Genomic DNA, 26,867 nt, shown 5'->3' with positions numbered 1-26,867 from the left:
GCTGTCAGGAAAGCAAACAGGCTTTCATTGTGTTTTGGTGTGGTACAACTTATCGATACAACGGGTTGATGTCTGTCTGACAATGACCGGTTTCGTTAACTCTTCGTGCATTTTACGCCAATCTGAACAGAAGCCCTGTGTTTCATTCGTGATCGTGACGAAATTTTGACGTATTTTTGCGTTTATTTTTCGCCATATCGTGATCGATTGAATACGCTTAAGTTAATGGCTTGGTGACACCACGTCGCCAACCGCCGGAATTATAATAAGAAACTGAACTATGGTTCCTTGAGTGCGGGGCTGCAAAGCCCCGAATTTTTTTGGTTTCACCTCTCAGAACATCTTCTTTCATCACGCCTTCCGAGCGAAAGTGGAAACACTTAGATAACCCTGTGATTGCCCCTGCCTGAAAAGCTGTTATGTTGTTTCGATAGAGACTGACATGACCCGGGAGGAATGGAATCATGATGTTCATCAAATTTAATGTCTTTGGTCATCTGATGTCGGTTCAGCGCAAGGATGGGGAATGGTTGCTCTTCATGGAATCCGAGACTTCTCTGAGAGCCCGGGTTTATGATGTGGTCATTCCTTCAGATTTGCAGGAGTCAGAGCTGGCAGGTTATCTGGCTGATATTTATCATGAACAGGCCTCAGCTCAATATCCGGATGTTCAAAAATACTGAGCCTCACACAGTTCCAGCTGATGCTCAGCGTCACAGCGCAAACTAAATTGTATTTACTGAAATAGACATGCTTTTCTTCAGGCAATCAAAAGGAATCAGAATGCTTTTCCGAGAAATGACCTCTTCAGACTTCCAGCAATTCTGGCCCACGTTTCAGACCATCATTCAGGAACAGGAAACTTACGCGTTTGAGCCGCAAATGAATGTATCTCAGGCTTATGCATTGTGGTGTGAACAACCGCTGAGAACTTTTGTCTGCGAACAGGATGGTATGCTGCTGGGCTCTTACTACCTGAAAGCGAACGCGATGGGGCCGGGTGATCATGTCTGTAATTGCGGTTATATGGTGACTTCAGAGGCGCGTGGTCGGGGTGTGGCAAAAGCCATGTGTGAACATTCTCAGCAAATAGCGGTTTCGCTTGGATTCCGGGCTATGCAGTTTAATTCCGTGGTGTCGACAAATGAAGCCGCGGTCGCTTTATGGCAGAAACTGGGATACCAGATTGTCGGGACGATTCCTGGTGCCTACCGGCACCGGACTTTGGGATATGTCGATACGTTTGTCATGTATAAATCACTGTAATCAAAAGATGAAATGGAGAGAAAAATGTCAGGGATGACGGATTTACAAGCCTTACTTCGTTCAATGTCGCCACAATTGCGCCCGGAAGCCTATGTGTTTTGTAGTGTGAAAGGGGGTGTGGCTGAATATCTGGCGCTTTCGCCGATAGCAATGTTCAGAGAGCAGGAAGGACTGACGCTGGTTGTCACAGAGTCAGCCGCCGAGGCTATCGGGGCAGTCTCTGATACGACGTTTCGCTGTATTACTTTAACGGTACATTCCAGCCTGGAAGCCGTCGGACTGACAGCTGCTGTGTCTACCGCTTTGGCTGAGCATGGAATCAGTGCGAATGTGATTGCAGCGTATTACCACGATCATATATTTGTCCCTGCCGACAAAGCAGACAAGGCCGTGGCGGTTCTCACGGCTCTGGCTAATCAAAGTTGATCGCAGGATAAGCATTTGATTTTGTGCCTCAACACTTGCTGCTGAGGCACAGGAAGCTATATTTTATCGGCTGGTCAGCGTGAAGTCGAACTTCGTATTATCCATTCGTTTTACTGTCAGATTCGATGGGAAGGTTTCTGCTGGTGTGATGATCTCAACAATGCCATTGTGCGGATTGTACTGGAAATACATCGAACCATTGGCAATATATTCTCCGGTTGTCATGTCCCGAATATAAATGGCGCAAGTGACGATATCGCTATTCTCAGTGACTGGCAATAAACTATATTCCTGATCACCAGACCAGATTTGTGCATCACCAATATCATGCGCATTAAATGTCATCAGGAACTGACGAGGCTCACCCCCGGTCACATCAATCAACCGCATACTGATTGCAAAATGAGTATCTACTTCAGTCACCTGGAACTTTGAAAGTCCGCCCATTTCTTTAAGGCTTGGGTAATTGCCATAGGTGTAGCTGTTGAAAAAGCCTGAACCATCAGAGTGCTGGTAGCAGTTGACTTTCACCGGGTTAATGACTTTTAAAGATAAATATTTATCATTGAAGTTGTCACCATCGTGAAACGTCACATCATCTCCGAGCGAATAGTATTCAGGGGTACCCCCAAAGTTTTCTTCGCGATAAAAAGCCAAATCCGTTGTTTTGTTCATTTGTCCACCATTTATTGTCATTGTTATAAATAAAAGCCAACCCCAAATGTCAGCAAAAATAAAAATAGACGGGCAATTTTATTATGCAAATCACGAGTAATGATTTCAGATTCAGGTTTTGCCAGCCGGTGTTCGCTGTATGTGTCACCCGGACAAGGTGAACGTTGTCTGTATCTTCATCTGAATTTTTGATCTGTGTTCAGTTTTCAGGCATTGCAAAGTAGTCAGATTCCTCTTATTTTTTAGTTGATCACTTGATTAATGAATTGAAGGCTTATGTCCAGAGGAAGACCACAGGATCCGGAAAAGCAGGCACAGATGATGGCGGCACTGCTTGATGCTGCCGAACGTTTGCTGAACAGAAAATCATATAAATCCATCACCATACGCGAACTGGCGGCTGAAGCCGGGACGCAATCTGCGATGATCAGTTATTACTTCGGCAACAAAGAAGGGCTGTTTCTTGCGTTACTGGATCGTACCGGCGATATGCGTCAACGCAGGCTTCAGCAGGTGGCAGGCTTACTCGGCACGGAGCCGGAACGGGTACTGCCTGTGCTGGTGTCGACGATATCAGACATCATGACGGAAGAGCCATGGCTCATCAATCTGGTGAAAGATGAAGTGCTGGCCAGTGAGGGTCGGCTGAGAGAGCATTTTGTAAAAACATTCCCAGTCCGCATCGGCCATGCGTTGCTAACCATGTTTTCGGTCTTGCAGCAAAAAGGCATTTTACGGGCAGAGATTAATCCTCGTTTTGCCACTGCTTCCATGATCAGCCTGATGGCGTTCCCCATGATTGCAGAACCTTTGATTCAAGGCGTTCTGGGTGTGGATCGTCAGGTGTTACGTTCAGATGCATGGAAACAGCATTTAACCCTGTTATTGACCCAGGGGTTTGGCCACTTCCCGGCGCAAGGAGACTCCGATGAAATCCGCTAAAATTCGTCAGTTACTGAAAACGAAAGCTGTCGCGCCGCTGTTTATCGGCTGTGCCGTGATTGTCATGGTGACGCTCGTGATAACCCGGCCCCCGGTGAAGCATCAGGCGGTCGAGGTTTCGCCAACCGCAGTGTCTTACATTGAAGCGACGCCGTCACTTGTGCGTCCTCGTCTGACCGGACACGGTTTTATCGAACCTTCTGTGAAAGTCAAAGCGATTGCTGAAGTCTCGGGTAGGGTCAGCAAGGTCTCACCTTTGCTGAAGCAGGGCAGTCTGGTGAATCAGGGCGAAGTTCTGGTTGAACTGGATCAGGCCGATTACCTGCTGGCGCTGAGTCAGGCAGAAGCTGAGTTGGCCATTGCGAAGGCCAACCTGGCTGAGCTGGCACAGACAGACAAGACTCTGAAACGCCGTCAGACACTGATTCTGGATACGATGAAAGTTGCCAGACGGGAACTGGACAGAAAGCAAACGCTGAACCAGCGTGGTGCTCAGTCGGCTTCTCAGGTCGATGGTGAGCGTCAGAAGCTGATTCAGCTGCAGCAGGAACAGGCGTTGCTGGAAAATGAGCTGGCTGTCCTGCCAGCCAATCGCGAGGTCTTGATCGCCAGACAGACGGTTGCGGAAACTCAGGTGGCGCAGGCACAGCGAAACCTGGCACGAACCCGGATTGTCATGCCTTTCACCGGCCGGGTGACAGCGGTACAGGCGGAGCAGGCGCAGTTCATGCAGACCGGACAAGTTTTATTTGAAGCCAGCGGTATTGACCGAATGGAAGTCACGGCCCAGTTTCCTGTTGCGAAGCTGAAACCTTTTTTTCAAACCCTTTTTAGCGACAGAACACAATCGGTGAATGTGACGGATGCCCGTGTGTTCGGCACTTTGATTGCCCAGATGGGAATCGAGGCCGAGATTCGGGTACCCGGCTTTTCTGAATCGTCCTGGACCGGCCACATTCTCAGTCTGGGAGAATCTCTGGACCCACAGTCGCATACGCTGGGCATCCGGCTGGCAATTGATCAGCCTTATCAGGATCTGACGCCGGGCAGTAAGCCACCTTTGCTGGATGGGATGCCGGTTGTCGCCAGCCTGGTCGGGACAGAAATCCGCGCACTGATCATTCCGCGTCATGCGTTGCATGAGGGATATTTGCTGATTGCAGATCAAGACTCAAAGCTGCGTCGGTTACCGGCCTCGCCAGATTTGACCATGCAGGATCTGGCATTATTCAGCCCGGATGCGATTCCGGCTGGTACGCCAGTAATCACCAGTGATCTCTTGCCCGCGATGGCGGGAATGCCTCTGGTCCTGCAGCAGGACGTGGCGTTGCAGCAACGTCTGTCTTCATCCTCAACTGAGCTGGTGAAAACGGATGGGGAGGGCAGACCATGATCCGGTTTTTTGCTGGTCACCCGACGGCAGCCAACTTGCTGATGGCGCTGTTTATTCTGGCGGGCCTGTATTATTTACCAACCCTGCAGAGGGAAACTTTTCCGAAGATTGATACCGATACGGTTCGTGTGACGGTGCCTTATCCCGGTGCTGGTCCGCGAGAGGTGGAAAATGGCATCTGCCGTCCGCTGGAAGAGGCCACCGAAGCCATTGTTGCCATGGACGAAGTGCAGTGTGAATCCCGGAACAGTCTGGCGATGATGACATTGACGATGGCGGAAGGTGAAGATTTCAAAGCATTTCAGGATGATATTCGTTCGGCTGTGGATGGTATCGATAGTTTTCCGGACGAAGCAGACACACCTGTGATCGAAGAAATGGGCCGGACAAGTCCGGTTGTCACCGTGGCTGTGACAGCCGATCAGCTGACGCGGCCAGAACTTAAAGCATTGGCTGAACAGCTGAAAGAGAAAATGCTGAGACAACCAGGGATTCCACTGGTTCGGATTGAAGGCTTTTCCACCCGGCAGTTGCGTGTGTCACTGGATCCTGAGCAACTGAGGTTTTACGGACTGTCACTGGAATCAATCAGCGCGAGCATTGCATCTCAGAATATCAATCTGCCGCTGGGGGATCTGGAGACCCGTCATCAGACGTATGATCTCAGTGTGGACGACCAGCGTGTGACGGTGGATGGTTTATCACGTTTGCAGATCCTCAGCGGGCAAACCGGCAGTCAGGTCCAGCTGGGAGACATCGCGACAATCGAAGAAACTTTCAGTCATCCGGAAGACTTTGCGCTGTTTAACGGGAATCCGGCCGCGTTGCTGAATGTCTCGAAAAATACCAGTGATGACAGTCTGGATGTGCTGGCTGCGGTTGAAGCATTTCTTGCCAGTGAACGCCAGCAATTGCCGGACAGCGTGCAGCTGACGCTGACTAAGGACAACACTTCCATTGTGGTTGATCGTCTGACAATGCTGATCGATAACGCCTGGCAGGGGCTTGTGCTGGTGTTCTTCAGCCTGCTGCTGTTTTTCAACCTGCGGTATACCCTCTGGGTCGTCGCCGGGCTGCCGGTCAGCTTTCTGGCAAGCTTTTTCTTTTTGTCGGCGCTGGGGATCACGCTCAATATGATGAGCATCGTTGCACTGCTGCTGGCACTGGGCATTCTGATGGATGATGCCATTGTGATTGCCGAGAGTATTGCTGCGCAGTCCCGGCAGGGGAAATCGCCACTGGCTGCGGTCACTGCAGGCGTTTCCATGGTTGCCCGGGGCGTGCTGTCCTCTTTTTTAACCACGGTTCTGATTTTCGGAGCGCTGTTGTCGATTGAGGGCGATATCGGGCAGATCCTGCGGGTGGTCCCGTCTGTGTTACTGATTGTGATTACGGTCAGTCTGATTGAAGCATTTCTGATTTTGCCCAGTCATTTACATCATACGTTGACGCATGAAAAGCAGCAGACACACAACTGGTTCAGGCAAGCGGTCGATCGGGGTTTCAGCCGTTTGCAGCTTGCTACGGGTGAAGCTGTTCACAAGGCGATGCAGTATCGTTATGCAGTGATTGGCGGCAGTATTGCGTTATTCATTTTGTCCGTTGCAATGCTCGCCAGTGGTGACCTCAAGTTTCAGGCGCTGCCGGAGATGGATGGCGATGTGCTGGAAGCAAGGTTGATCCTGCCTGCCGGTTCGCGGCTGGAAGAGACGGAATCTGCCGTCGACACCGTGCTTGGTGCGTTGACTCAGGCCAGCGAGTCGTTGAATCAGCAGGAAGTTGCGCCTCTGGTACAGGCAGTGACTGTGAGTTTCAACAAGAATGTGGATGCTTTCGAAACCGGAGCTCATCTGGCAACCATCAGTGTCGATCTGCTTACCGCTGAGCGGCGCAAGACGGATGTCGATACCCTGACTGCCGAATGGATGGCAGCGTTACCGCCAATGCCTGAGGTGACGAAAGTCATTTTCACCGAACCTGCGATTGGTCCGGCAGGCCGGGCCATCGAATTGCGCCTGCAGGGACGCGATGCCGCTGTTTTATCAGAGGCTTCATTTGCTCTGCAGCAATGGCTTCAGGGGTATGACGGGGTTTATAACGTTTTTGATGATTTAAGGGCCGGACGTCCGGAGCTGCGTCTGACACTTAAACCGGCAGCCCTGGCGGCCGGGGTGAAGGCTGCGCAGGTCGCAAGTCAGTTAAGGCAGGCCTTTTATGGTGAGGAAGTGGATCAGGTTTATCAGGGACTGGATGAGGTTGAAATCAATGTTCAACTGGATACCCGGCAATCGGCCAGTCTGGAAACGCTGGAATATTTTCCCATCATTCACCCGGTCACAGGCACACGGATTCCGCTTGCAAGTGTCGCAGATATCCATTTTGAACGGGATTATTCACGCATCAACCGAATCAATGGTCAGCAGACTGTCACCATTTTCGGTGCCGTCCATACACAACACACCAACGCACAAGCCGTTGTCACCGATACATTCGCAAGATTTCTGCCCGAATTGCAGGCCCGGTTTCCCGGGTTAACGATGACGGCGGAAGGTGAAATGAAAAACAGCAGGGTGACCCAGATGTCATTACGTTCTGGTTTTCTGGCCGGATTGGTCGGGATATTCGTTTTGCTGAGCATACAGTTCAGAAGCTATGCCGAGCCTTTGATCGTCATGCTGGCGATTCCATTGTCACTGATTGGTGTGATCGGCGGACACATGCTGATGGGTTACCCGCTGACCATGCCAAGCATGGTGGGCTATGTGTCACTGGCCGGGATTGTGGTGAACAATGCCATATTGCTTGTTGAATTCGTAAAAGCGAATGCCGGTGAGGGACTGACACTGCACGACGCCGCAAGAAAGGCCAGTGAGGAACGGCTCAGGGCAATGTTGCTGACCTCGACAACCACCATCGCAGGTATGCTGCCGTTGCTCTTTGAGACCAGCCTGCAGGCGCAGGTCATGATCCCGCTGGTGATCAGTATTACCTTTGGATTGCTGGCATCCAGTGTCCTGGTATTATTTGTCGTTCCTTGTCTGTACGGCGTGCTGGAAGATATTCGGGAACATCAGGCTGCCAGGCAGACGCCCCTGGCTGATCTCCTGAAAAATTGAGAGATGCAGCCCATAAGGCATGGATGCTTATATTTTTTAAGCAATTTCTAAAGTAGCTTCGAAGCGGGTGAATCTGTTGTCGCCAAACGGGGGCAACAAATGTCACTGGCATCGGCGATTTGTGTTTTGTCACAGCTTCCTGATTCACAGTCGCAGCCAACCGTCGTTTTGATCTGCTTCACAATCTGCATATTATTGTCGGAATGACAGGATCATCCGTGATTATGACAGACCATTTCCTCTTTTTTGTCAATGGGATAAGGTGTTGAGCATCGGATAGAATATTGATGTATTCTTGTTCAGTTCACGAGGAAAGCATCATGGGTGTCACAATTAGCGCTGATGGTCTGAGTATTGTTCATCAAGGTTCGGGGGGAGAAGCAAATGCCTCTGTGCCGGATGTCTGCATGACCACTGTGGGTCCATCAGTGGTTCCGATTCCTTATAGCAATCATGCAAAAGCTGCCGATCTGGCTGACGGAACCAAAACAGTGACTGCGGATGGCGGGAACAGTATTGCGCTGAAAGGCAGCCAGTTTGCCAGCAGTACCGGAGATGCCGGCGGTGATAAAAAAGGGATGGTCTCTGGTACAACGGAAGCTGAGGCGAAGTTCACATCGGCATCGGCGACGGTGAAAATTGAAGGTGTGGGCGTCGCGCGTAAAACCGACATGATGACCATGAACGCAGGAAACACGGTGTGTTTTGGCTGTGAAAATCCGTCGGTCACGGTCCAGCCTGAGGAAGACACCACCCATGCGTTGCATATCGACTGTCGCTATCCCTCCGGTCATCCGCTGGCAGACGCACCGTTTCAGCTGAAAGACGAGACCGGCGCTGTACTGGCAGAAGGGACACTGAACGGTCAAGGCAAAGTGATTGTCGATGGCCTGCCCACGAAAGCCTGCACCATTGAATACGGCGAAGCACCGGCACCTTTTCAAATCATCTATCCACGTCCGGCCAACCCGGGCCAAGAGACACTTGAAGACGACGTGTTCTTCGATCGCGCTTCACAAATTTGTGTGCCATTTTGGGTACAACGAGGGGATATGCAGCAGCGCCTCTGGGGATATGTGGGGGAGACACTGGCCGACAGTTTGGATTTTCGCCAGATGCTGGAAGTGGAAATTCGCGCATCTTTACCGCTCAATCCCAGCCCCGGACAGGTTGAAAACATCGCGTCCCGGCTAATCAACTTCTTTGATCAGCAAAAGATTCCGGAAGCAGAAGTCCTTGGTCTGATCAGCACCCTGATGCCGGTGCTGGATGAACACGGCATCTTATTCGAATTGTTTGTGAATTATCATCAGGATGAATCCGGGAACAATCTGCTGGCCTCGATGCGTCATCTGGGGACGGGGAATCCGGTCGAATGGCTCGACAATCTGGACTGGGAGGCAGCATCAACCCTGCTCAGCCGTACCTGTGTCGACATTCTGGAAAAAACAGATGCACGGCTCGGAACCATCCTGCACCATGCGAATACCAGGGGTTACACCTATATTTCTGATTCTCTGAAGGCGCATCGTGACGCAGTGAGCACTGTGCGTCGCACATTGCCGGATGATGTCTCAGCGGCCATGAAGAGCCTGAAACAAAAAATCACCACCATTCGCGGTAAAGGCGAAAAGGTGATGGTGGTGCCGACCAACAATCAGCGTACCACGCAAGGGGGCAGCATCTCGGATGTCGTGCACTCGCTCAAATCCATGCCTGCGCCGCTCGCTATCAATCTCACATATGATGATATCGAGCTTACGCCTGCGGGGTATGTGCCTTACAGTGTGATGTTCGCCAATGGTGAAAAGCTGACCGGGAAACTGGATGCCAGCGGTCGTGCTCTGCTGGTGGGTGTGCCGCAGGTAGGGGCTGAGATTGAGTTTGGCCTCAAAAGTGATGCTGAAAAGGCCGAAAAAGCGCTTGAGAAACTCACCAAGCAAGTGCCGGATTTGCTGAGCGGTGTGCTGGACGACATGGTGAACATTGCCCGCCGTCAGGCAGCGGCAGCACCAGCCATCGCCCAGGATAACTTTGCTGTCCTGCAGGCATCGGTAGAAGCTGAACTGGACGAACTGAAAAGCCGTCAGGATGCTTTCGATGATTTGTCTTTCCTGGAGCAAAGCTGGTCGTATGCCAAAAACGCCGGGATGGGGATCAGTACCGGGGTGACAGAATATATTCCGGACTTTGGTGAGTTCGGTGAGCTGATGGACGCGGCAGATATCGGCATTGATGCGCTGGTGATGGCTATCGCGACTGGCGATATTGATGTGTTACAACGTCAATTGCAGCAGGTTGACCGGGCAAAATTGGGCTTGCAGCAAGCCAGTATGGCAATGGAAATTCTGCTGCTGTTATTGTCTGATCCGGACACCCGTGAATATCTTGCTAGTTTGCCCCGACGCTTCATGGAAGCAATGCCGCCCGATGAACTGACCCGGTTTGCGATATCTCAGGCAACTCAGAAAGGCATCGACATCGCCGCAGTGACCGGCGGTACAGCGCTTGCCGGGGCCGTCAGTGGCGGGATTGGTGCCCCGGTTGCCGCAGCCGCCATCTCTGGCAGTGTCTCCGTACGAAACGGCGCCAAAGCACTGGAGGGACTGGTTGACGTGCTGATGAAAATCGCCGACAACAAGAAACTTATGCTGAATCATCATGAGAAAAAGCGACATGAAAAAGATAATGAGACGAATCTGCCCAAACAGTGCCCGATTTGTAAGAGAGAGAAATGTGGGAATAGAAATCGTTTGAAAAAAGGTCAGGGTGTGACCGAAAGTAAGAATTATAAGGAAAATATGGCGAAAAACTATCCAGGCGGTTTTCCATCCACGCACCCATGGTTTGTTGGTCGTTTCACTCTTGCTGTGCATCATGTTATACCTATTGAGGCGGTGAAAAAAGATCGTCAATTTATTAAAGCATTTGATCAATTTAATTTTGATATTAACACGGTAGATAATTTAGTTACATTACCCATGACACCATCGCTTGCATGTGAACTCGGTGTTCAGCGGCACCAAACTAATCATATGTATGGTATAGCATTTGAGGGTAATCCAGTTGATTTTACAACTGTGAAAAAGTTTGAAATTAGTAAAGATTCAGTAGGACTTAACAATTTTGCTGAAAATACTGTGGAGAATAAGCCATACTTGGTTTACCCAAAAGCAGCAAAAAAAGAAGCACTAAAAGTTTTAGATTTAGTGAAAAAAGGAAGGTTTTGTAAGCCACCACTCTCATCTGAAAAAGCTCGAAAGATGTTCGCAGAACAAATGAGAGAAAGAAGCAAAGAAATATTAGGGTACATCCATGGTTTTACTTGGACAATTGATTGGGATAGCAGAGATTATCACCCTAAGTCAAAAACAGGATGCAGTGGTGCTAAAAAAATAGGGAAAATATCATTTAAAGATAATAAAAAAGAAAAACGAACACATAATTGTCCATATCCTGATCGCAATCATGGTTTAGGCGTCGGGAAGTTTACTGGGAAGTTAGAATTAGGAAAATAATATGAAATATGATAATCAGTACTATTTATTGACTGAAGATGCCAGTTCTGGCGCGTATATGCTCGCTGAGAGTGAAAAGTCTGATGAAGGACTTGAAGATTTGCTCATGATGCAGTCAATCAAGCGTCGTGTTCTTGGGCCGGGTCATGTTCATATTACGTTCGGTGATGATGGCAAGTATTCTCCTTGTGATTATCATGAAGTGCTGCCTGCTGGGTTAATTTCTGAGAAGCTGAAGCATGTTTTAGAAAGTTTTCATTTGCCGGGCGTTGATTTTTATCCTGCGCATATTGAAAATCGTGGAAAAGTCTGGAAAGACCACTACTTGGTTCATGTTTGGCAAAATCATCGCGCTTTACATCCCCAAAGATCGGTTTATCAAGGAACCTATGAGGATGATATGTTTATTTTAAAAAAGATATCATTAAATGAAGAAGTACTGGATCTGATTCCCTTACAAGAACGTTTGGTTTTTCGTTTAAATGAAGATCCTCAATACCTTTATCATGAGTCTGTGGTAGAAGCGCTAAGACTGGCTGATTTGACGGGTTTGAATTTTCTTCCGATTCAAAATTGGGGGCCGGATAGTGCATTTTCTTAAAAAGAATGGGTCAATTTGACCAGTTTGACCTTGTATTCACCGCCACGAATTGTGGCGGTTATCATAAATCATTATTTTCAACATGATGAACGATATAATGAAAAAAGTGGTTGAGTTTTTTGTCAGTTATTTTATCAGAAAATCTGATTTCAATCATTTTCTCAACGTATTCGAATTATTCAAAATGATCCTCATTTAGGGTAATAAGCATGAAATACGACAGCCAGTATTATATGTTGGAAGAAAGTGGCGATTCTGCGAATTATATGTTAGATAAAATTCAAGGGTCCGATGAAGGTTTAGGGCGATTGATGTCGATATTTCCAATTCACAGAAGAGTGTTAGGGCCAGGACGTGTGGGCATTTCATCAGGGTGTGCTGCAACCTTTCAGCCTTGCGATTATCATGAGACCGCAGAACAATTGGTCTCTGAAAAATTCAGGCAATTTTTACTGCCATTTAATTTACCCGGTGTGGATTTTTACCAAAGCGATATTGTGAATGGCGATAAAGTCTGATCGGAACATTATTTCATGCATATCTGGAATAACTTTGAAGCGATTCATCAGCAGCGGAGTAAAATTACCGGAATCTATGTTGATAACAGATTTACGTTATTGAAACTTTCATTAGATGAAAAAGTGCTGGATCAAGTGCCATTAGAAAATAGATTAGTGTTCCGTCTGAAAGAAGATCCAACATTTCTCTTTCATGAGTCGATTGTTGAAGCGCTCAAAGCAGCAAACCTGAGTGGGTTAGGTTTTCGCCGTGTTGACCACTGGTCGATTGGTTCAGCTTTTGAAGACGATGATGATTTTTATGATGACTTATAGTTTGAGTAACGATTTTGTTATTGATTTGCCCCCACATGAGAGCTTTGATGAATAGAATCGATATAGATAAATGTGAAATAGAATAATCAAGGATAGTTGAGCTGCTGCCCAAAACTTCTCCGGATGTTTCAACATATCATGCATATTGGGTTATTGAGAATGAAATATGATGACCAATATTATCTGTTATTAGAAGATCAATTTTCTTCAAAGTATATGATTAAAAAAAACAGAAAGTCAGATGAGGGGATTCGTTTGCTTCGTCAACAATCTATAAAGCGAGAGGTTCTTGGCTTAGGATATGTTGAGATAACTTGTGGTGATGATGGTCAATTTAGCCCATGTGATTATCATGGAGTTATGCCATCTGCCTCGTGTCAGATAAATTCAAGACTATTTTGGGATCATATCATTTACGTGGTGTCGATTTTTATCCAACTTATATTGAGAATAATGGAATGACATGGAAAATATGCAACTTTGTGCATATTTGGAATAATTATAGAGCACTAAGTAAAAAACGTTCTGTCATTGATGGTACTTACGTTGATGATCGTTTTATTTTGAAGAAAATTTCATTGGATGAAGACGTTCTGGATAAAATTCCCTTAAATGAAAGATTGGTTTTTCGATTGAACGAAGATCCAAAATACCTTTACCATGAATTCGTTATTTCTGCTCTATCATCAGCAGGTCTGACAGGGTTTAGATTTGTTCGAGTGTCAGATTGGGGACCACATAGTGCTTTCAATATAGAGGCAGGGTGAGAGCACGTATGTTCACTTTTTTGAACACCTGTGAGTTCCCTCAGGCTGGTTGAGTAATTATTAGACACCTCATGCATTTCACACCTGTGGCAGATGGTTAAAAATCACTCTTGTTGTAGATCCCAACGTGCCTTTTATGTGGCGATTTTACAATTTGTTAACTCATGCTCTCACCCTGAATATAGAGGACACAGAAGATAATTTTTTTTGACAGTTTATAATGTTGAATAGATTCAATGCCGTTTTTTACAGTTACGAGTAGGCGGAACATGAGGGTTCATTCGTTTGAATGATTATGTCATTGAAAGAGCGTTTATCGATGGAGAGGATCCTTTTTGTTTCGTTCATCTTTCTGTTTACCTATTGGTGCGTTTGCATATATATTGCCTGGCTTCAGTATTTCGTGGAGTTAGTTGTGCGCACTTTGCTTTCCTTTTTCTTTTCTCTGATTTGTTTGATGTCTGCTCAGGTTGCGGCATCGCCCGAAAACCTGATTTTACCAAAATGTCAGCAGGAAGAAGTGGTCGAAACGCCGATTACATTTTTTCTGTCGAAAGAAGTGAAAGATGATTATTCTCCGTATGTGCGGGAGGGCATGATTCAAAGCTGGATCAACAGGGCCAACCAGATTCTGAAGAATTCTTGTGTGCCAATGCATCGCACCTTGCATCAGATTGTTGAGGTGGATGAATTGAATTTACCGGAATTTGAGAGCATCAATGTGGTTCATTCGATGCTGGAATATTATGATCCGGAATCCATCAAGGAAATGACCCGAAAACCGAATCATTATTATGGCGTTATATTCAGCAGTAAACGTTCTGAAGCCTTGCCGCCGGAGCATTGCGGGATGACAAATAACCGCGTCTTTCCGCAGTTTTTTACCCTGGATATGGCCTGCGATAAAGACACGCTGGAGCATGAACTGGGGCATCTGGCCTGGGCTCAGCATGATATCGATACATTTTCAGCGCAGACGGAAATGACTCTGGATGAGGTCATTGAAACAACCCCGTCGCACTTAAAGCAATTCTTCAAATTTTATGCTTTTGGTTATCAATGCGCTGGTAAGGGGACCATCATGTCTTACGCTGACGAGGTGCTGCCTGTTTATTCCAGTCCGGAAATTTCTTATCGCGGGATTCCCTGCGGAAACAAAAAGTTTGCTAATAATGCGTTACGTTTGAGAGAGTATGTAAGACATTTGCGTGCACGATTGGCGGTCCATTCAGAAAGTGTCATATCGCACTCTGAAGAAAAACCGCCCGTCACACAATAATGCATCCGGGAATTATCAATCAGGGAGAGAGGGGTATGGCAACAATTCGTCTTGCTTGTGAATGCGGGGAAGTTCAGGGGACTGCACTGGTGCCTGCGCCATCGTCTGGTAATCGTGTGGTGTGCTATTGCAAGGATTGTCAGGCATTTGCTGAGCAGTTGAAACCGGAAAGAATCTTAACCGCACATCGTGGCACCGCGATTTTTCAGCTCAGCCCTTCCAGCGTCCAATGGACAAAAGGGGCGGAACAGATTCGCTGTCTGCGTCTGACGCCGGACGGACTTTATCGCTGGTATGCCGGCTGTTGTGAGACCCCGCTTGCAAATACCCTGAAACCCGGTTTTCCATTCGTGGGACTGATTGAAACCGCGATTGTCCCTGAAGACAGAACTGAAGCGCATCTCGGACCGGTTCGCGCGCATGCTTATCCGCAACATGCTGATCCTGTTTTGCCGGAAGAAATTCTGCGGACAAACCGGGTCTGGCCAATGATGATCCGGGTGATGCTGAAAATTCTGGGCTGGAAACTGACGGGGAAAGGCAAACCGAATCCTTTTTTCAACCTGGATGGTCAGCCGAAGGTCCCGCCGGAAATCGTGAATAAATGAGTCAGATGTTGAAACAGGAAGCCGAACTGGCAGACAGACTGTCGCAGTGGCTGCGACAGGATGATCTGCGTATGTCGGTGTTAGCCGTTGTAGAATCGCTGAACTTACCGCAAGCATATGTCGGGGCCGGGTTTGTCCGAAATCTGGTGTGGGATCATTTACATGGTTACAACCCGCCGACATCGCTCAATGATGTCGATGTGGTTTATTTCGACCCGTCTGAGCAGACACAGGAAAAAGCCTGGCAAACAGAAGCACAGCTGAACCGTGAATATCCGTTTGTGGTTTGGCAGGTTCGCAATCAGGCACTGATGCACACACGAAATGGCGATCAGCCGTATACCAGCACGATGGATGCCATCAGTTATTGGGTTGAATGTGAGACGGCTGTCGCGGCCCGCAGTGTGGCAGGAGAACTGGATATTATTGCCTGCTTTGGCCTGACATCTTTGTTTGCCGGCTGCCTGACGCACAATCCACGTCGTCCGTTCACGGCTTTTCAGACAAGAGTGGCAGAAAAACAGTGGCTCGAACACTGGCCCGGACTGAAAGTCGTGGTGCCGCATCAGCCCGAAGCGCCAACGGTGTGAGCGCTGAAGGCTGACTTCAGGGCCAAATGTTCATCCCGTGTGTCCTTGCTTTCTGGTATCGCGTCTCTGAATCAATCCATCGACTGGGTGAAGTTTTGAAAAATTTTCCGGCTTATATCGAATTTTTTACCAAGATGGCCAGTGCCATTTTTACGCTGTTACTGGGCAAACTTTTATACGATCAGACGAATAGTTTGTGGGCATTTGCCACAGCTTATGGCGGCGAATTTTTAATTGTCACGCTCATCCAGCTTTATGCCGGATCTTTTGCGGACCGATATGCACCGGCCCGGATACTGATTGCCATTAATGCACTGAGTGTGTCTGTGTTTCTTTTTCTGGCGATGAGCTATGACGTGCTCTATTCGGTCAGTTTATTGATTGCTGCCGCGATGGTGTATGTGTTCCGGCCATTTTACCGGACGTCTCTGTTTGTTCTGGTCAGGGAAATTTCCGCAAAAGATGAATTGAAAGTGGTAAATGGGCGCATGACATCAGCGTCTCAGCTTGGTCAGATCATTGGTTTATCACTAACCGGGTTATTTTTATCCTGGTACTCTGAAATTGCCGTTTTTTATCTGATGACACTGATCTATGGGTTCTGCTTCGTGCTGAGCCTTTCCATCTATCGCCGCCGCCGTTTCAACACCACAGCGGAAGCACAGGAAAAGCCTCAGCAGCTAAACTGGCATGATTTTGTTGATTTCATCAAAAGTGACCGGGCTTTCAGTGTTCGTCTGGCCAGCAGTTTCTCCATTGCTGCTTCATTGGGAGGTTTTTATCTACTGCTGGCGCCGCTGGTGGCTGCAAAATTTTCTGATGATACCGTCTGGTTGTCGTGGCTGAGCGTCAGCTATGCATCGGGTGCGATTCTGTCCGGGATACTGATGAAGCAATTCCATCGGAGGTTCCAGTCACTTTCTTCCGATTTTCACCTGATGCTGAATCAGGGTATCTCTGCTGTTGCATTCCTGTGCTACGGGCTGTTTGAACAATTGCTGTGGCTGCCGGTAATGCTGTTTTGTTTTGGCGCTTCGACTACGTTTGCAGCGGTGAGTCTGTCTTCGTTTTTGCAATCAAGGACGCTCAACGGTGTTGCTGGCCGAACGGCAGCGGCCCAAAACATCCTGATTGCGGCGGGCAATACATTCGTTGCATTTTATTGTTCATACCTGTTTGACTGGTCGTTCGACGCTGCAGCATTAGGACTGGCATTGCTCATCCTGGTATTGATGTGCTTCTTCTTTGGTGTGTGCAGGTTATATCCGGAATCAGAAACAGAAGCGACCCGAACTCTGGCCACGGAATAAAGCTGAAGTCTGCCCGAAAAGGCTATCCGAGCCGTTGATGAGGGGAGATTGCTTCTTTCAGCAGACCTGTTGAACCTGAAAATAAGATCGTCAATTTAATGCTGGTAACCTTTTGTTCATTCAAGTTAATCTGTTCCCGGTCACAATTCAGGCAGTGATGCCGCAATGACGATAAAAGAGAGCAAGGGACAATGCTATGAAGATCGCCATCCTCACGTTTGACGGATTTAATGAGCTTGATTCACTGATAGCCTATTCCATTCTTCACCGGGTGAAAGGGGAGCACTGGCAGGTACAGATCACCAGCCCCACACCGACAGTCACTTCCATGAATGGACTGAAAATTTCCGCACAACAGCCGCTTGCGTATGCCAATCAGGCGGATGCGGTGATTCTGGGCAGCGGCAATTGTACCCGTCAGCTGGTTACCGATGAACATTTATTAAATGCACTTTCGCTGAACCCGGACAGACAGCTGCTGGCTGCCCAGTGTTCGGGCGTATTGTGGTTACCGGCATTAGGCATTCAGAACCATCAGCCGGTTTGTACGGATCTGACCACGCAGCCCTGGGCAAGGGATGCCGGACTGAAGGTACTGGAGCAGCCATTTCATGCCAGCCAGTCGGTTGCCACTGCTGGCGGATGCATGGCATCTCAGTATCTTTCAATGTGGCTGATTGCAAAATCTGCGGGTATCTCGTTTGCCAGAAATGCGATCCATTATGTTGCCCCAGTGGGAGAGAAAGAAGCGACGGTCAATCACTGCCTGTCTGTTATTGAACCTTATTTAGAGTAAATCATGGAAATCTATCAGGTATTTGGCAAGAGTGCGGATCGGGGCGGGAACATCATGGCTGTGTCGGATGTGGCCGAAAATCCGATGGACTCAGGTATTCCTGTGGTTGTTGTGATATCTGACAGCCACTGTGCCGATGTGCGTTTTCGCTTTTTTTATCCGGACTCGAAAGAAGCCCCAATTTGCGGACATGCATTGCTGGGAGCCGCCAGTCATCTGAAGTCATCCGTATTCTCGGTGGAAACCGGGACGGGGATCAGCCAGGTGCGAAAACAGGGTGATCAGGTGAGCGTCAGCATGGCGCCTTCTGTAGCCGTTCCGCCGAATTTTTCGGATGTGGCGGAGGCAGGTTGGTTCGGGTTATCACCCGCTCAGATGCTGGCACAAGGCATATTCAGTGCCGGAAAACCGAAATGGTGTATTGAGCTGGATAGTCTGGAAAGCCTCAATGCCGTTCATTTTGAGCTTGAAGCATTAGCTGCATGGAATCAGGGTAAAAACTTCAGCGGATATATTCTCTATACCCGCACTGAAGAAGGCATTTATGCCCGAGCGTCGAACCCGCTGTATAACATCCCGGAAGATCCCGCGTGCGCAGTCTGCTGTGCAGCTTTACCCTTCACGGATTTTCCTCAGGCGGTTCATATGGGATATCCGGCATATGACAATCTGATCCATCTGCACACAGAAGACGAAACGTTGTGGGTGGGCGGATATGTGTATCGCCGCAAAGGCGAATGAGAGTTGAAAAAGAGAACAGGGACGGTCACATGGAAGTCGCACCATTCATATCATCGGATTCAGTGAGTTCGCGGGAGAGGGTCAGTCTGAGGGAGATGACGATGGATGATTATCAGGCCGTGATGAATATCTGGTCTGAATCTGAAGGGTTATCTTTGCGGGATGCGGATTCACCGGAAAGCATTGGAGCTTATCTGGCGCGGAATCCGGGGACCAGTTTTGTGGCCGAACACCAGGGCAAGGTCGTGGGGACCGTACTGGCGGGAACCGACGGGCGCAGGGGATATCTGCAGCACCTGGCCGTTTCTGAGTCGCATCGTTCACAAGGGATTGGTCAGATGCTGATTGAAAAAGCCGTGGAAGGGCTGGCGGCGGCTGGTATTGCAAAAACGCATCTTTTTGTCTTTTGCGAGAATGAGGCGGCGCAGCGTTTTTATGAACGTCTGGGCTGGTTCGCTCGTGATGAAGTCCGGATGTATTCTTTTAATGCTTCAGACAATCAGAATGTCTGAACTTTTGATCCAGAGAACGGAAGGCTGAAGGTATGAAACAAGCCATAGTTCACGTTGCATTGTTGGTGAAAGACTACGATGAAGCGATTGATTTTTATGTGAATAAGCTGAAATTCGAATTGATTGAAGACAGCTATCAGCCAGAGCAGGACAAGCGCTGGGTGGTGGTTTCTCCGCCGGGTTCTGACGGTGTTGCACTGTTGCTGGCCAGAGCTTCCAAACCCGAGCAGATGGATTTTATCGGTAATCAGTCCGGCGGGCGCGTCTTTCTGTTTCTGAACACGGATGATTTCTGGCGTGACTATGAACGTATGGCCGCTGAGGGCATCCGTTTTGTACGTCCGCCAAGCGAGCAGGAATACGGCACGGTTGCGGTGTTTGAGGATTTGTACGGTAACCAGTGGGATTTGTTGCAACTCAATCCTGATCATCCGATGGCAACACGAGGCAGAACGAAACCATGATGCAAGATATTCATGACTGCGTGTCCTTTATGCTGATTCGCGATGAAGAGATACTGCTGGAAAAACGTAAACTCACCAAAGCGGTCGACCCGGGTTTAATGGTGATACCGGGCGGACATGTCGAAGCCGGTGAAACGCTGGAAGAGGCCTTACACCGCGAAGTTGAAGAAGAACTTACCGTTACGCCCGTTCGTTATTTTCCGTTGTGTACGCTGTACCATCCAACGCTGGAATTGCAGCGGTTGCACTATTACGTGGTAACTGATTGGACCGGCGAGATTACGGCCCAAGAAGCTGAAGCAGTGATCTGGACGTCTTTACAGGAAACCGCACCGGCAACCATTGCTGCGGATAACATCGCGCTGGCGGAATATCGCCGGGTCGTTTTGCCGATGCTGGCCAATGCCGGATAGAGTTCGGAGAGAGACCTGATAGAGAAAAGAAACCAAGTCAGCACAGGGTTTGAAACCGGATTTTCAATTGAGGGGGAGTATGCGGATGGCAATCAGGCAGATGACAGCTGGTGATGTCGGACAGGTTGAAGCGTTGGTCAAAGCATCGTTTATGGCTTGTGTTGCGACCAGCTTGCGCCCGGCAGGGATTCAGACCTTTTTCAAAGTTGCATCGAAGGAAGCATTGTTACTGCGTCTTCAGGAAGACAATCTCATACTGGTGTATGAAGAACAGGATGTGATTACAGGCATGGCTGAACTGAAACAGGGCGCCCATTTGTCCATGCTTTTTGTTTTACCAGAGTGGCAGGGCAAGGGGATTGCCCGGTGTCTGTTGCAGTCACTGTTGCCATATTGTCGGCATCCGGAGCTGACGGTGCGTTCCTCACTGAATGCGGTCTCTTTTTATGAATCTCAGGGCTTTCAGAAAAATGGCGGGCCTGCTGAACTTGCAGGCCTGCGCTATCAGCCTTTGTCGTTTGCCGTGCCGGAGACTACAGCGCCTGAAGGTCGCTCTTCTTCAGCGCTTTCGCAAAAGTCACAATAGGTGAATCTGGGCGTTCATCCTTTCGGATCAGGGCCTGCCAATGGATGTAAAGGCCCTGTTTTGTCACTTTGGCGGTGCTTAAACCGCCGCCCTTCAGATAAGGTTTGACAACCCAGGTCGGCATAATGGTGATGCCTGTGCCCGTTCTGACAAATTCAACAACCGCCTCGGTCACCCCTGCACGAATCACTTTAGGGGGCAGCAGCTGGTTTGGGCTGAACAATTGCTCATACTCCCGGCCGGGTCCGGGCGTCGTATGGTAGGTAATGTAGGTATTTGAGGCGATATCCTGCGGTGTGAGCCAGGTTTTGCCGGCATCCGGGTGTTGGTCGGGCATAACGGCCACCATTTCGTCCCGGAACAATTTGAAAGTGCGGAATCCGGTTTGGGTAATCGTGCCGGAAACAATCGCGAGATCAATCGTGCCATTGCGTAACGCGGTAAACGGGTCAAGGGAAACATCCGGAATGATTTCGACGGCATAGCTCGGATATGTTTCGCCAAACTGTTTGATAAAAGGGGGCAGCCAGTGATATCCCCCGAACACTTCATTGCCGACACGAATGACATGTTCAATACCGACCGATAGCTTATCGATATCATTTTCAGCCCTTTCCAGCTCACTGAGCACGACGGATGCGGATAACAGCAGCCGCTGGCCCGCGCTCGTCGGAATCAGTTTTTTATGTTGCCGGTAAAACAGCTCGGTATTGAGCAATCTTTCTGCTTCCCGGATCCGGTGGCTGAGCGCCGACTGAGTGAGCCCGATTTCGCTGGCGGCTTCTGACACACTGCCTGCTTTTGCCACAGCCATAACCATTTGTAAGTGACGGGTACTGATTTTTGTCGCCATATCGTATGAAAAAAATGAATGGATTTTGATTATTTTATGAAATTTACAGGCAAAAAAGCGTTTCGTAAACTTGTTAATGAAAGGTTAAGTGACCTCTGATAATAAGGACATATGCTATGAGTGAAGTGGATAAGGCACAGGACGCGCCAAAGCTGAAAGTGGATCTGGCCAATGAGAAAGTGCATTGGGATCAGGACATGAGCTATGGCCAGTATCTTGCCCTGGAGCCGTTGTTATCCTGCCAGCACCCGGTCACGGAACAACATGATGAAATGCTGTTTGTCATCATCCATCAGGTTTCTGAATTATGGATGAAACTGTGTTTGCATGAAGCTTATGCGGCGGTTGAGAATATCCGTCAGGATAAACTTCGTCCGGCGTTCAAGATGATGAGTCGCCTCACACGGATTCAGTCTCAGATGCTGAATGCCTGGGAAGTACTGGCGACGATGACGCCGGCAGATTATGCCAGTTTCCGCGATGAGCTGGGGCAGAGCTCCGGGTTCCAGTCATATCAGTACCGCGAACTGGAATTCCTGCTGGGGAACAAGAACGAAGCCATGATTCAGGCCCATCGCGCTCATCCGAAATATTATGATCATCTGAAAACTGTGCTGCATGCGCCAAGTATTTACGACGTCACCCTGCAGTTGCTGAAAGATCGCGGATTTGACGTGCCGGATTCCCATCTCAATCGTGACTTCGCACAGCCCTATCAGTCTAGTGAGGCCGTTGAGCGTATCTGGGCTCAGATTTATAACCACAGTAACGAATACTGGGATCTGTACGAGCTGGCAGAAAAGCTGGTGGACATGGAATTCAATTTTCAGAAATGGCGCTTCAGCCACATGAAAACCGTGGAGCGCATCATTGGCTATCGTCGCGGAACGGGCGGTACGTCCGGGGTGAAATACCTGACCAAAGCGCTGGATTTGCAATTCTTCCCTGAGTTGTGGTCGGTCCGTACGTCGATTGAAGGGCCGAAACATGATTAAGATTTGGGATATTTCGCAAACGTTGCGAAAAGGCTTGCCAGTCTGGCCGGGAGATACCGAGTTTTCTTCGCATTTTCACTGGGAAATGAGTGCCGAGTGTCCGGTGAATGTCGGTCAATTTACCCTGTCGACCCATTCGGGCACGCATGCGGATGCGCCGGTTCATTATGATGCCAAAGGGAAAACCATGGCAGCGGTCAGCCTGGAATATTACATCGGCCCCTGCGTGGTAGTGGATGCAACTCAGGCGGTTGGGTGGGTGAAACCGCAGGACATCATCAGCCAGTTGCCGGATCAGCTTGAGCGGGTCATTCTGAAAACCTACTCGCAATTTCCGCACAACCAATGGGTTACTGATTTTACGGCGGTGGCTGCGGAAACCATCGATTTACTGGCAGAACGGGGTGCGTGCCTGATTGGGATTGATAGCCCGTCACTGGATCCGCAGACGTCTAAATCCATGCGTGCGCACCATGCCGTCAGGCGCCATGGGATGGCGATTCTGGAAGGGCTGGTTTTAGATGATGTGCCCCCGGGCGATTACGAGCTGATTGCACCGCCACTGAAGCTGGATGCGCTGGATGCGTCTCCGGTTCGGGCACTGCTGCGCAGTGTGGTGTAAGGCATCATTTCAAGGAGTAAAGTCACATGCAAACACTGGACAGAGCCTATTTTGAATCGCTGGATCAGGTTGATCCGCTGGCTGAATATCGCGGGCAGTTTGAGCTGCCGGCAGGCCATATTTACCTCAACGGGAACTCGCTGGGCGTCTTGCCGAAAGCCGCAAAAGAAAAAGCCCGGGAAGTGGTGGAAGAACAGTGGGGTCAAGGCTTAATCCGCAGCTGGAACACCCATGACTGGATTCATATTCCGCGCCGTGTCGGGGACAAGATCGCCGGTCTGATTGGGGCTGAACCGGGTGAAGTGATCGTGGCCGATTCGACATCAGTGAATTTGTTCAAGCTGGCTGCCGCTGCGGTGAAGCTGAATGCCGGTCGCAGCAAAATTTTGTCTGAGCCCGGTAACTTCCCGACAGATTTATATATTCTGCAGGGCCTGGAAAGTTTCATGGATGGCAAGGTACGCCTGGTCACAGAGTCCCGCGACCGCATCATGGACGCGATTGACGAAGAGACCGCCGTGGTGGTGCTGACTCATGTGCACTACAAAAGCGGTGCGATGTTTGATATGGCGGCAATCACGGCCAAGGCCCATGAAAAAGGCGCACTGATCATCTGGGATCTCAGCCACAGCACCGGCGCGGTGCCGGTGGCATTGAATCAGGTGGGTGCCGATTTTGCAGTGGGCTGCGGTTACAAGTATCTGAACGGCGGCCCGGGTGCGCCGGGTTTCCTGTTTGCCGCGAAACGTCATCTAGCACATCTGGAGCAACCGCTGAGCGGCTGGTTTGGTCACACGAATCCATTTGCCATGCGCGACGAATATGAGCCTGCACCGGGGATTGAAAGAACCTTGTGTGGTACCACCTCTGTGGTCGGCGCGAGTTTGCTGGAAGTGGGCGTCGACATCATGGCCTCTGCTGACATGAACCTGATCCGCGAAAAATCGCTGCGGATGGGGCAGTTGTTTATGGAGCTGATTGAATTGCGGTGCGGTCAGTTTGGTTTCGGGATTGTTTCTTCCAAAGATCCGGCAGTGCGCGGGAGTCAGGTCTCTCTGACCCATGAACAGGGGTTTGCCATCATGCAGGCGTTGATTGCCCGCAATATCATCGGTGATTTCCGGGCGCCAAATATTTTGCGTTTCGGATTTACGCCGCTTTATGTTCGCTATGTCGATTTGTGGGATTGTGTCGATGTGTTGGCGGACATCATGACTCATGGCCTGTGGGATAAGGCAGAATTTAAAAAACTGACCGCAGTGACCTGAGACGTCTTTTCATAACGCGATGATAAGAACGCTGATGAATCATCGGCCTGTAAATTGTTACGAGACTGGTAGTTGTGAACAGCCGGGTGCCGAGAGGCCCCGGCTTGTTTGTTGATGCCTGAAGAGTATCCTGAATGAGCGCAAGAATGGTCAGGCATACCGCGGGGAAGATTTGTATGATGGTGGCTCGGATGACCGGAGAAAATCATGACTGATTATCATCAAACGTTGAGCCGGGTGCTGGACGAGATCGACAGAAACTTGGAGCAATCGCTGACACTGGCGCAGTTAAGCGAGGTTGCCTGTTTATCGCCTTTTCATTTTCACCGTTTATTTTCATCAATGCTGGGCATGCCATTGAATGGGTATATCCGGCAGCTCCGCCTCAAACGTGCGGCTTATCAACTGGTATATCGGCCAGAACATCGCGTCACGGACATCGCATTTGCGGCAGGTTATCAAAATGCGGAATCTTTCTCCCGGGCATTCCGGCAGGTATTTGGTCAGAGCCCCACGACATTTCAGGCAAATCCTGACTGGGAATACTGGCAGACATTGCAACAACCACTTTCGAATGTCAGGAAAAAGAACATGACCGATAAATTACCAGAAACAGAAATTGTCGAATTCCCCGAAATTCAGCTTGCTGTATTTGAACACAAAGGTGACCCTGTCACTCTTGGGGCAAGCATCCAGCGTTTTATTGCCTGGCGAAAGTCAGTTGGCCTGCGGCCCGATATCAGCCGGACGTTCAACCTGCTTTACGATGATCCGGAAGCAACACCGGCAGATGAATACCGGTTTGATCTAGCCGCTGAGGTCAAGCACTCAATGGCGGATGACGCTGCCGGAATCGTCAGTAAAACGATCCCTACCGGGCGGTATGCCAGAGTCAGACACATTGGCTCAGATGAGTGCCTGGCACCTGTCGTACAGGCGTTGTATGGCCGGTGGTTTCCCGAAAGCGGAGAATCTTTGGCAGATTTTCCGTTGATCTTTGAACGTGTCCGCTTTTTTCCGGATGTTGCGGAGCATGAAGCGGTGACAGATATTTATCTGCCCCTGAAATAAAAAATTGCTTGATAACACACCAATTGTTGATCAATACTTGATTCATCAAGTATTGATTATATCGAGGTGTTTATGTCTGCAATGAGTCCGCAGGGTCAGCTATTTATGGAACTGACTTTAATCCAAACCAAACTGATGAAAAATATTGACCGGAAGCTCAGTGCTCACGGGATCAGTGTGTCTGAATTTTTTGTACTGCATCAGCTCAGTGAAACTGCAGGCCAGTCAATGAGCCGGGTAGTACTGGCGGAAGCGGTGGGTTTAACGGCATCTGGTGTGACACGGCTGCTGAATCCAATGGAGAAAAACCATTTGGTGGAGAAAGAGAAAAACAGCCGGGATGCCAGAGTCAGCCTGGTGAAACTCACACCAACCGGACAAGAGATTTACCAGGATGCTCTGGTCAGTTTTAACCATGGTGCTGAAGCGATGGCTGAAGGGATGACTACAAGCCAGCTGAACCAGATGACGGGCCTGCTCAGTAAATTGAAATGAATCCGCTGCCGGTGCTGAATGCTTTTCTGACGGATGAAATTCTATTGCCTATAGTTGAGTTTGTAACAGGCAGTTCAGCGCCGGAGGCGGAAAACGTGAAAAAAGTGAAAGTCGGCTGGGTCGTTTTCAGTGTCATAGCCACTGGCGTGCTGATGTATACGCAGGCGAAATCGGCTCAGCCTTCATTTGATTGCAGTGCTGTTCGAGCCGGCAGTATTGAAGCGATGATTTGTCAGGATGAAAGGTTGTCTGCGCTGGATAACCAATTGGCGGATGTGTATCAGCAAGCAACAGCAAAAGCGACGAATGAGCATCCCCCGGTGTTGAAAGCGGAGCAAAGAGGCTGGATCAAAGGCCGGAATGAATGCTGGAAAGCTGATGCTCAACATCGATGTGTCGAGCAGGAATACCAGCGCCGGATTGCAGAGCTGCAGGCGAAATACGCGCTGATTAAAGCAACACAGACCGTGTTTTATCGGTGCGAGGATCAGCCGGGCAGTGAAGTCATTGCAACTTACTATCCGACAGACCCGGCATCCTTGATTGCCGAACGCGGCGACCGCGTGTCACTGATGTTTCTGCAGGAAAGCGGCAGTGGGACAAAATATGTCGGACGCAATGAAAGCTTGTGGGAGCATCAGGGAGAGGTGAAGGTCACCTGGGGTTACGGCACCCATGCCCTGACATGTAAAGCCTATCAATAGCAGTGGGCTTGGAAATACAAATC

30 protein-coding genes are annotated in these 26,867 nt (G+C 49.2%); 28 read left to right on the top strand and 2 right to left on the bottom strand.

What is annotated here, in order from left to right; translation table 11 throughout:
* Positions 1-464: 464 nt before the first annotated feature.
* The 3 genes from L4174_RS09165 (at position 465) to L4174_RS09155 (ending at position 1,692) form a co-directional block, all read left to right on the top strand.
* Positions 465-683: a hypothetical protein gene (locus tag L4174_RS09165; protein WP_371929326.1), complete on the top strand. Its 219-nt coding sequence runs from the start codon at positions 465-467 to the stop codon at positions 681-683.
* A gap of 100 nt (positions 684-783) precedes the next feature.
* On the top strand, positions 784-1,266 hold the full coding sequence (locus L4174_RS09160; RefSeq protein WP_248140468.1) for a GNAT family N-acetyltransferase: 483 nt from the start codon (positions 784-786) through the stop codon (positions 1,264-1,266).
* Between the two features lie 24 nt (positions 1,267-1,290).
* The gene (locus L4174_RS09155) at positions 1,291-1,692 is read left to right on the top strand and encodes an ACT domain-containing protein (protein ID WP_248140467.1); all 402 of its coding nucleotides are present in this window, start codon (positions 1,291-1,293) and stop codon (positions 1,690-1,692) included.
* A gap of 63 nt (positions 1,693-1,755) precedes the next feature.
* On the opposite strand, the gene L4174_RS09150 is transcribed toward L4174_RS09155, so the two are convergent.
* A complete protein-coding gene (locus L4174_RS09150; protein ID WP_248140466.1) occupies positions 1,756-2,367 on the bottom strand; it encodes a beta/gamma crystallin domain-containing protein in 612 nt (203 codons plus the stop codon).
* A gap of 276 nt (positions 2,368-2,643) precedes the next feature.
* Here L4174_RS09150 and L4174_RS09145 point away from each other — a divergent pair, with 276 nt between their 5' ends.
* The 19 genes from L4174_RS09145 to L4174_RS09055 all read left to right on the top strand — a co-directional run bounded on the left by L4174_RS09145 (position 2,644) and on the right by L4174_RS09055 (position 20,836).
* Positions 2,644-3,309: a TetR/AcrR family transcriptional regulator gene (locus L4174_RS09145; RefSeq protein ID WP_248140465.1), complete on the top strand. Its 666-nt coding sequence runs from the start codon at positions 2,644-2,646 to the stop codon at positions 3,307-3,309.
* Complete coding sequence (locus L4174_RS09140; protein ID WP_248140464.1) at positions 3,296-4,702, top strand: efflux RND transporter periplasmic adaptor subunit; 1,407 nt, start codon at positions 3,296-3,298, stop codon at positions 4,700-4,702. Before L4174_RS09145 ends, L4174_RS09140 begins: the two co-directional genes overlap by 14 nt.
* A complete protein-coding gene (locus L4174_RS09135) occupies positions 4,699-7,818 on the top strand; it encodes an efflux RND transporter permease subunit (RefSeq protein ID WP_248140463.1) in 3,120 nt (1,039 codons plus the stop codon). The genes L4174_RS09140 and L4174_RS09135 overlap by 4 nt, the downstream gene beginning before the upstream one ends.
* A 320-nt stretch (positions 7,819-8,138) precedes the next feature.
* Positions 8,139-11,336 (top strand): PAAR-like domain-containing protein, encoded by a 3,198-nt coding sequence (locus L4174_RS09130; RefSeq protein WP_248140462.1) that lies wholly within the window; start codon positions 8,139-8,141, stop codon positions 11,334-11,336.
* Between the two features lies 1 nt (position 11,337).
* Positions 11,338-11,937 (top strand): imm11 family protein, encoded by a 600-nt coding sequence (locus tag L4174_RS09125; RefSeq protein ID WP_248140461.1) that lies wholly within the window; start codon positions 11,338-11,340, stop codon positions 11,935-11,937.
* 209 nt (positions 11,938-12,146) lie between these two features.
* The gene (locus L4174_RS09120) at positions 12,147-12,455 is read left to right on the top strand and encodes a hypothetical protein (RefSeq protein WP_248140460.1); all 309 of its coding nucleotides are present in this window, start codon (positions 12,147-12,149) and stop codon (positions 12,453-12,455) included.
* A 15-nt stretch (positions 12,456-12,470) separates the two neighbouring features.
* Entirely contained in the window at positions 12,471-12,770 is a 300-nt protein-coding gene (locus L4174_RS09115) for a hypothetical protein (RefSeq protein WP_248140459.1), read from the top strand.
* 159 nt (positions 12,771-12,929) lie between these two features.
* A complete protein-coding gene (locus L4174_RS09110) occupies positions 12,930-13,232 on the top strand; it encodes a hypothetical protein (RefSeq protein WP_248140458.1) in 303 nt (100 codons plus the stop codon).
* On the top strand, positions 13,145-13,537 hold the full coding sequence (locus tag L4174_RS09105) for a hypothetical protein (protein ID WP_371929325.1): 393 nt from the start codon (positions 13,145-13,147) through the stop codon (positions 13,535-13,537). Before L4174_RS09110 ends, L4174_RS09105 begins: the two co-directional genes overlap by 88 nt.
* Before the next feature lie 415 nt (positions 13,538-13,952).
* On the top strand, positions 13,953-14,816 hold the full coding sequence (locus L4174_RS09100; RefSeq protein WP_248140456.1) for a hypothetical protein: 864 nt from the start codon (positions 13,953-13,955) through the stop codon (positions 14,814-14,816).
* A gap of 35 nt (positions 14,817-14,851) precedes the next feature.
* Positions 14,852-15,424 carry a DUF6151 family protein gene (locus L4174_RS09095; protein ID WP_248140455.1) on the top strand — a complete coding sequence of 191 codons (573 nt, stop codon included), beginning with the start codon at positions 14,852-14,854 and terminating at the stop codon, positions 15,422-15,424.
* Entirely contained in the window at positions 15,421-16,014 is a 594-nt protein-coding gene (locus L4174_RS09090) for a nucleotidyltransferase family protein (RefSeq protein WP_248140454.1), read from the top strand. The genes L4174_RS09095 and L4174_RS09090 overlap by 4 nt, the downstream gene beginning before the upstream one ends.
* A gap of 95 nt (positions 16,015-16,109) precedes the next feature.
* Positions 16,110-17,324, top strand: coding sequence for an MFS transporter (locus L4174_RS09085; RefSeq protein ID WP_248140453.1), 1,215 nt, complete (start codon positions 16,110-16,112; stop codon positions 17,322-17,324).
* Between the two features lie 196 nt (positions 17,325-17,520).
* On the top strand, positions 17,521-18,120 hold the full coding sequence (locus L4174_RS09080; RefSeq protein ID WP_248140452.1) for a DJ-1/PfpI family protein: 600 nt from the start codon (positions 17,521-17,523) through the stop codon (positions 18,118-18,120).
* Positions 18,121-18,123: 3 nt separating this feature from the next.
* Complete coding sequence (locus L4174_RS09075) at positions 18,124-18,861, top strand: PhzF family phenazine biosynthesis protein (RefSeq protein ID WP_248140451.1); 738 nt, start codon at positions 18,124-18,126, stop codon at positions 18,859-18,861.
* A gap of 95 nt (positions 18,862-18,956) precedes the next feature.
* Positions 18,957-19,373 carry a GNAT family N-acetyltransferase gene (locus L4174_RS09070; protein ID WP_248141659.1) on the top strand — a complete coding sequence of 139 codons (417 nt, stop codon included), beginning with the start codon at positions 18,957-18,959 and terminating at the stop codon, positions 19,371-19,373.
* 32 nt (positions 19,374-19,405) lie between these two features.
* Positions 19,406-19,837, top strand: coding sequence for a VOC family protein (locus tag L4174_RS09065; RefSeq protein WP_248140450.1), 432 nt, complete (start codon positions 19,406-19,408; stop codon positions 19,835-19,837).
* Complete coding sequence (locus tag L4174_RS09060; RefSeq protein WP_248141656.1) at positions 19,837-20,250, top strand: NUDIX domain-containing protein; 414 nt, start codon at positions 19,837-19,839, stop codon at positions 20,248-20,250. Before L4174_RS09065 ends, L4174_RS09060 begins: the two co-directional genes overlap by 1 nt.
* 85 nt (positions 20,251-20,335) lie before the next feature.
* The gene (locus tag L4174_RS09055; RefSeq protein WP_248140449.1) at positions 20,336-20,836 is read left to right on the top strand and encodes a GNAT family N-acetyltransferase; all 501 of its coding nucleotides are present in this window, start codon (positions 20,336-20,338) and stop codon (positions 20,834-20,836) included.
* Here the strand turns inward: L4174_RS09055 and L4174_RS09050 are convergent.
* The gene (locus L4174_RS09050; RefSeq protein WP_254589082.1) at positions 20,784-21,689 is read right to left on the bottom strand and encodes a LysR family transcriptional regulator; all 906 of its coding nucleotides are present in this window, start codon (positions 21,687-21,689) and stop codon (positions 20,784-20,786) included. The two genes, L4174_RS09055 and L4174_RS09050, sit on opposite strands and share 53 nt — an antisense overlap.
* A gap of 116 nt (positions 21,690-21,805) precedes the next feature.
* Between L4174_RS09050 and kynA the strand changes: the two genes are divergently transcribed.
* The 6 genes from kynA to L4174_RS09020 all read left to right on the top strand — a co-directional run bounded on the left by kynA (position 21,806) and on the right by L4174_RS09020 (position 26,844).
* Entirely contained in the window at positions 21,806-22,684 is an 879-nt protein-coding gene (kynA, locus tag L4174_RS09045) for a tryptophan 2,3-dioxygenase (protein WP_248140447.1), read from the top strand.
* Positions 22,677-23,306, top strand: a complete 630-nt coding sequence (gene kynB, locus L4174_RS09040) for an arylformamidase (protein WP_248140446.1) — start codon at positions 22,677-22,679, stop codon at positions 23,304-23,306. Before kynA ends, kynB begins: the two co-directional genes overlap by 8 nt.
* Positions 23,307-23,332: 26 nt before the next feature.
* Positions 23,333-24,574 carry a kynureninase gene (gene kynU / locus L4174_RS09035; protein WP_248140445.1) on the top strand — a complete coding sequence of 414 codons (1,242 nt, stop codon included), beginning with the start codon at positions 23,333-23,335 and terminating at the stop codon, positions 24,572-24,574.
* Between the two features lie 207 nt (positions 24,575-24,781).
* Entirely contained in the window at positions 24,782-25,645 is an 864-nt protein-coding gene (locus tag L4174_RS09030; protein WP_248140444.1) for a GyrI-like domain-containing protein, read from the top strand.
* Positions 25,646-25,717: 72 nt separating this feature from the next.
* A complete protein-coding gene (locus tag L4174_RS09025; protein WP_248140443.1) occupies positions 25,718-26,140 on the top strand; it encodes a MarR family winged helix-turn-helix transcriptional regulator in 423 nt (140 codons plus the stop codon).
* Positions 26,137-26,844 (top strand): MliC family protein, encoded by a 708-nt coding sequence (locus L4174_RS09020; protein ID WP_248140442.1) that lies wholly within the window; start codon positions 26,137-26,139, stop codon positions 26,842-26,844. Before L4174_RS09025 ends, L4174_RS09020 begins: the two co-directional genes overlap by 4 nt.
* The last annotated feature ends 23 nt before the right edge of the window (positions 26,845-26,867 follow it).

The organism is Photobacterium sp. CCB-ST2H9, from assembly GCF_023151555.2.
Classification (GTDB): Bacteria; Pseudomonadota; Gammaproteobacteria; order Enterobacterales; family Vibrionaceae; genus Photobacterium.
The sequence above is the reverse complement of the archived record's forward strand: the minus strand, read 5'-3'. Positions and strand labels throughout refer to the sequence as shown.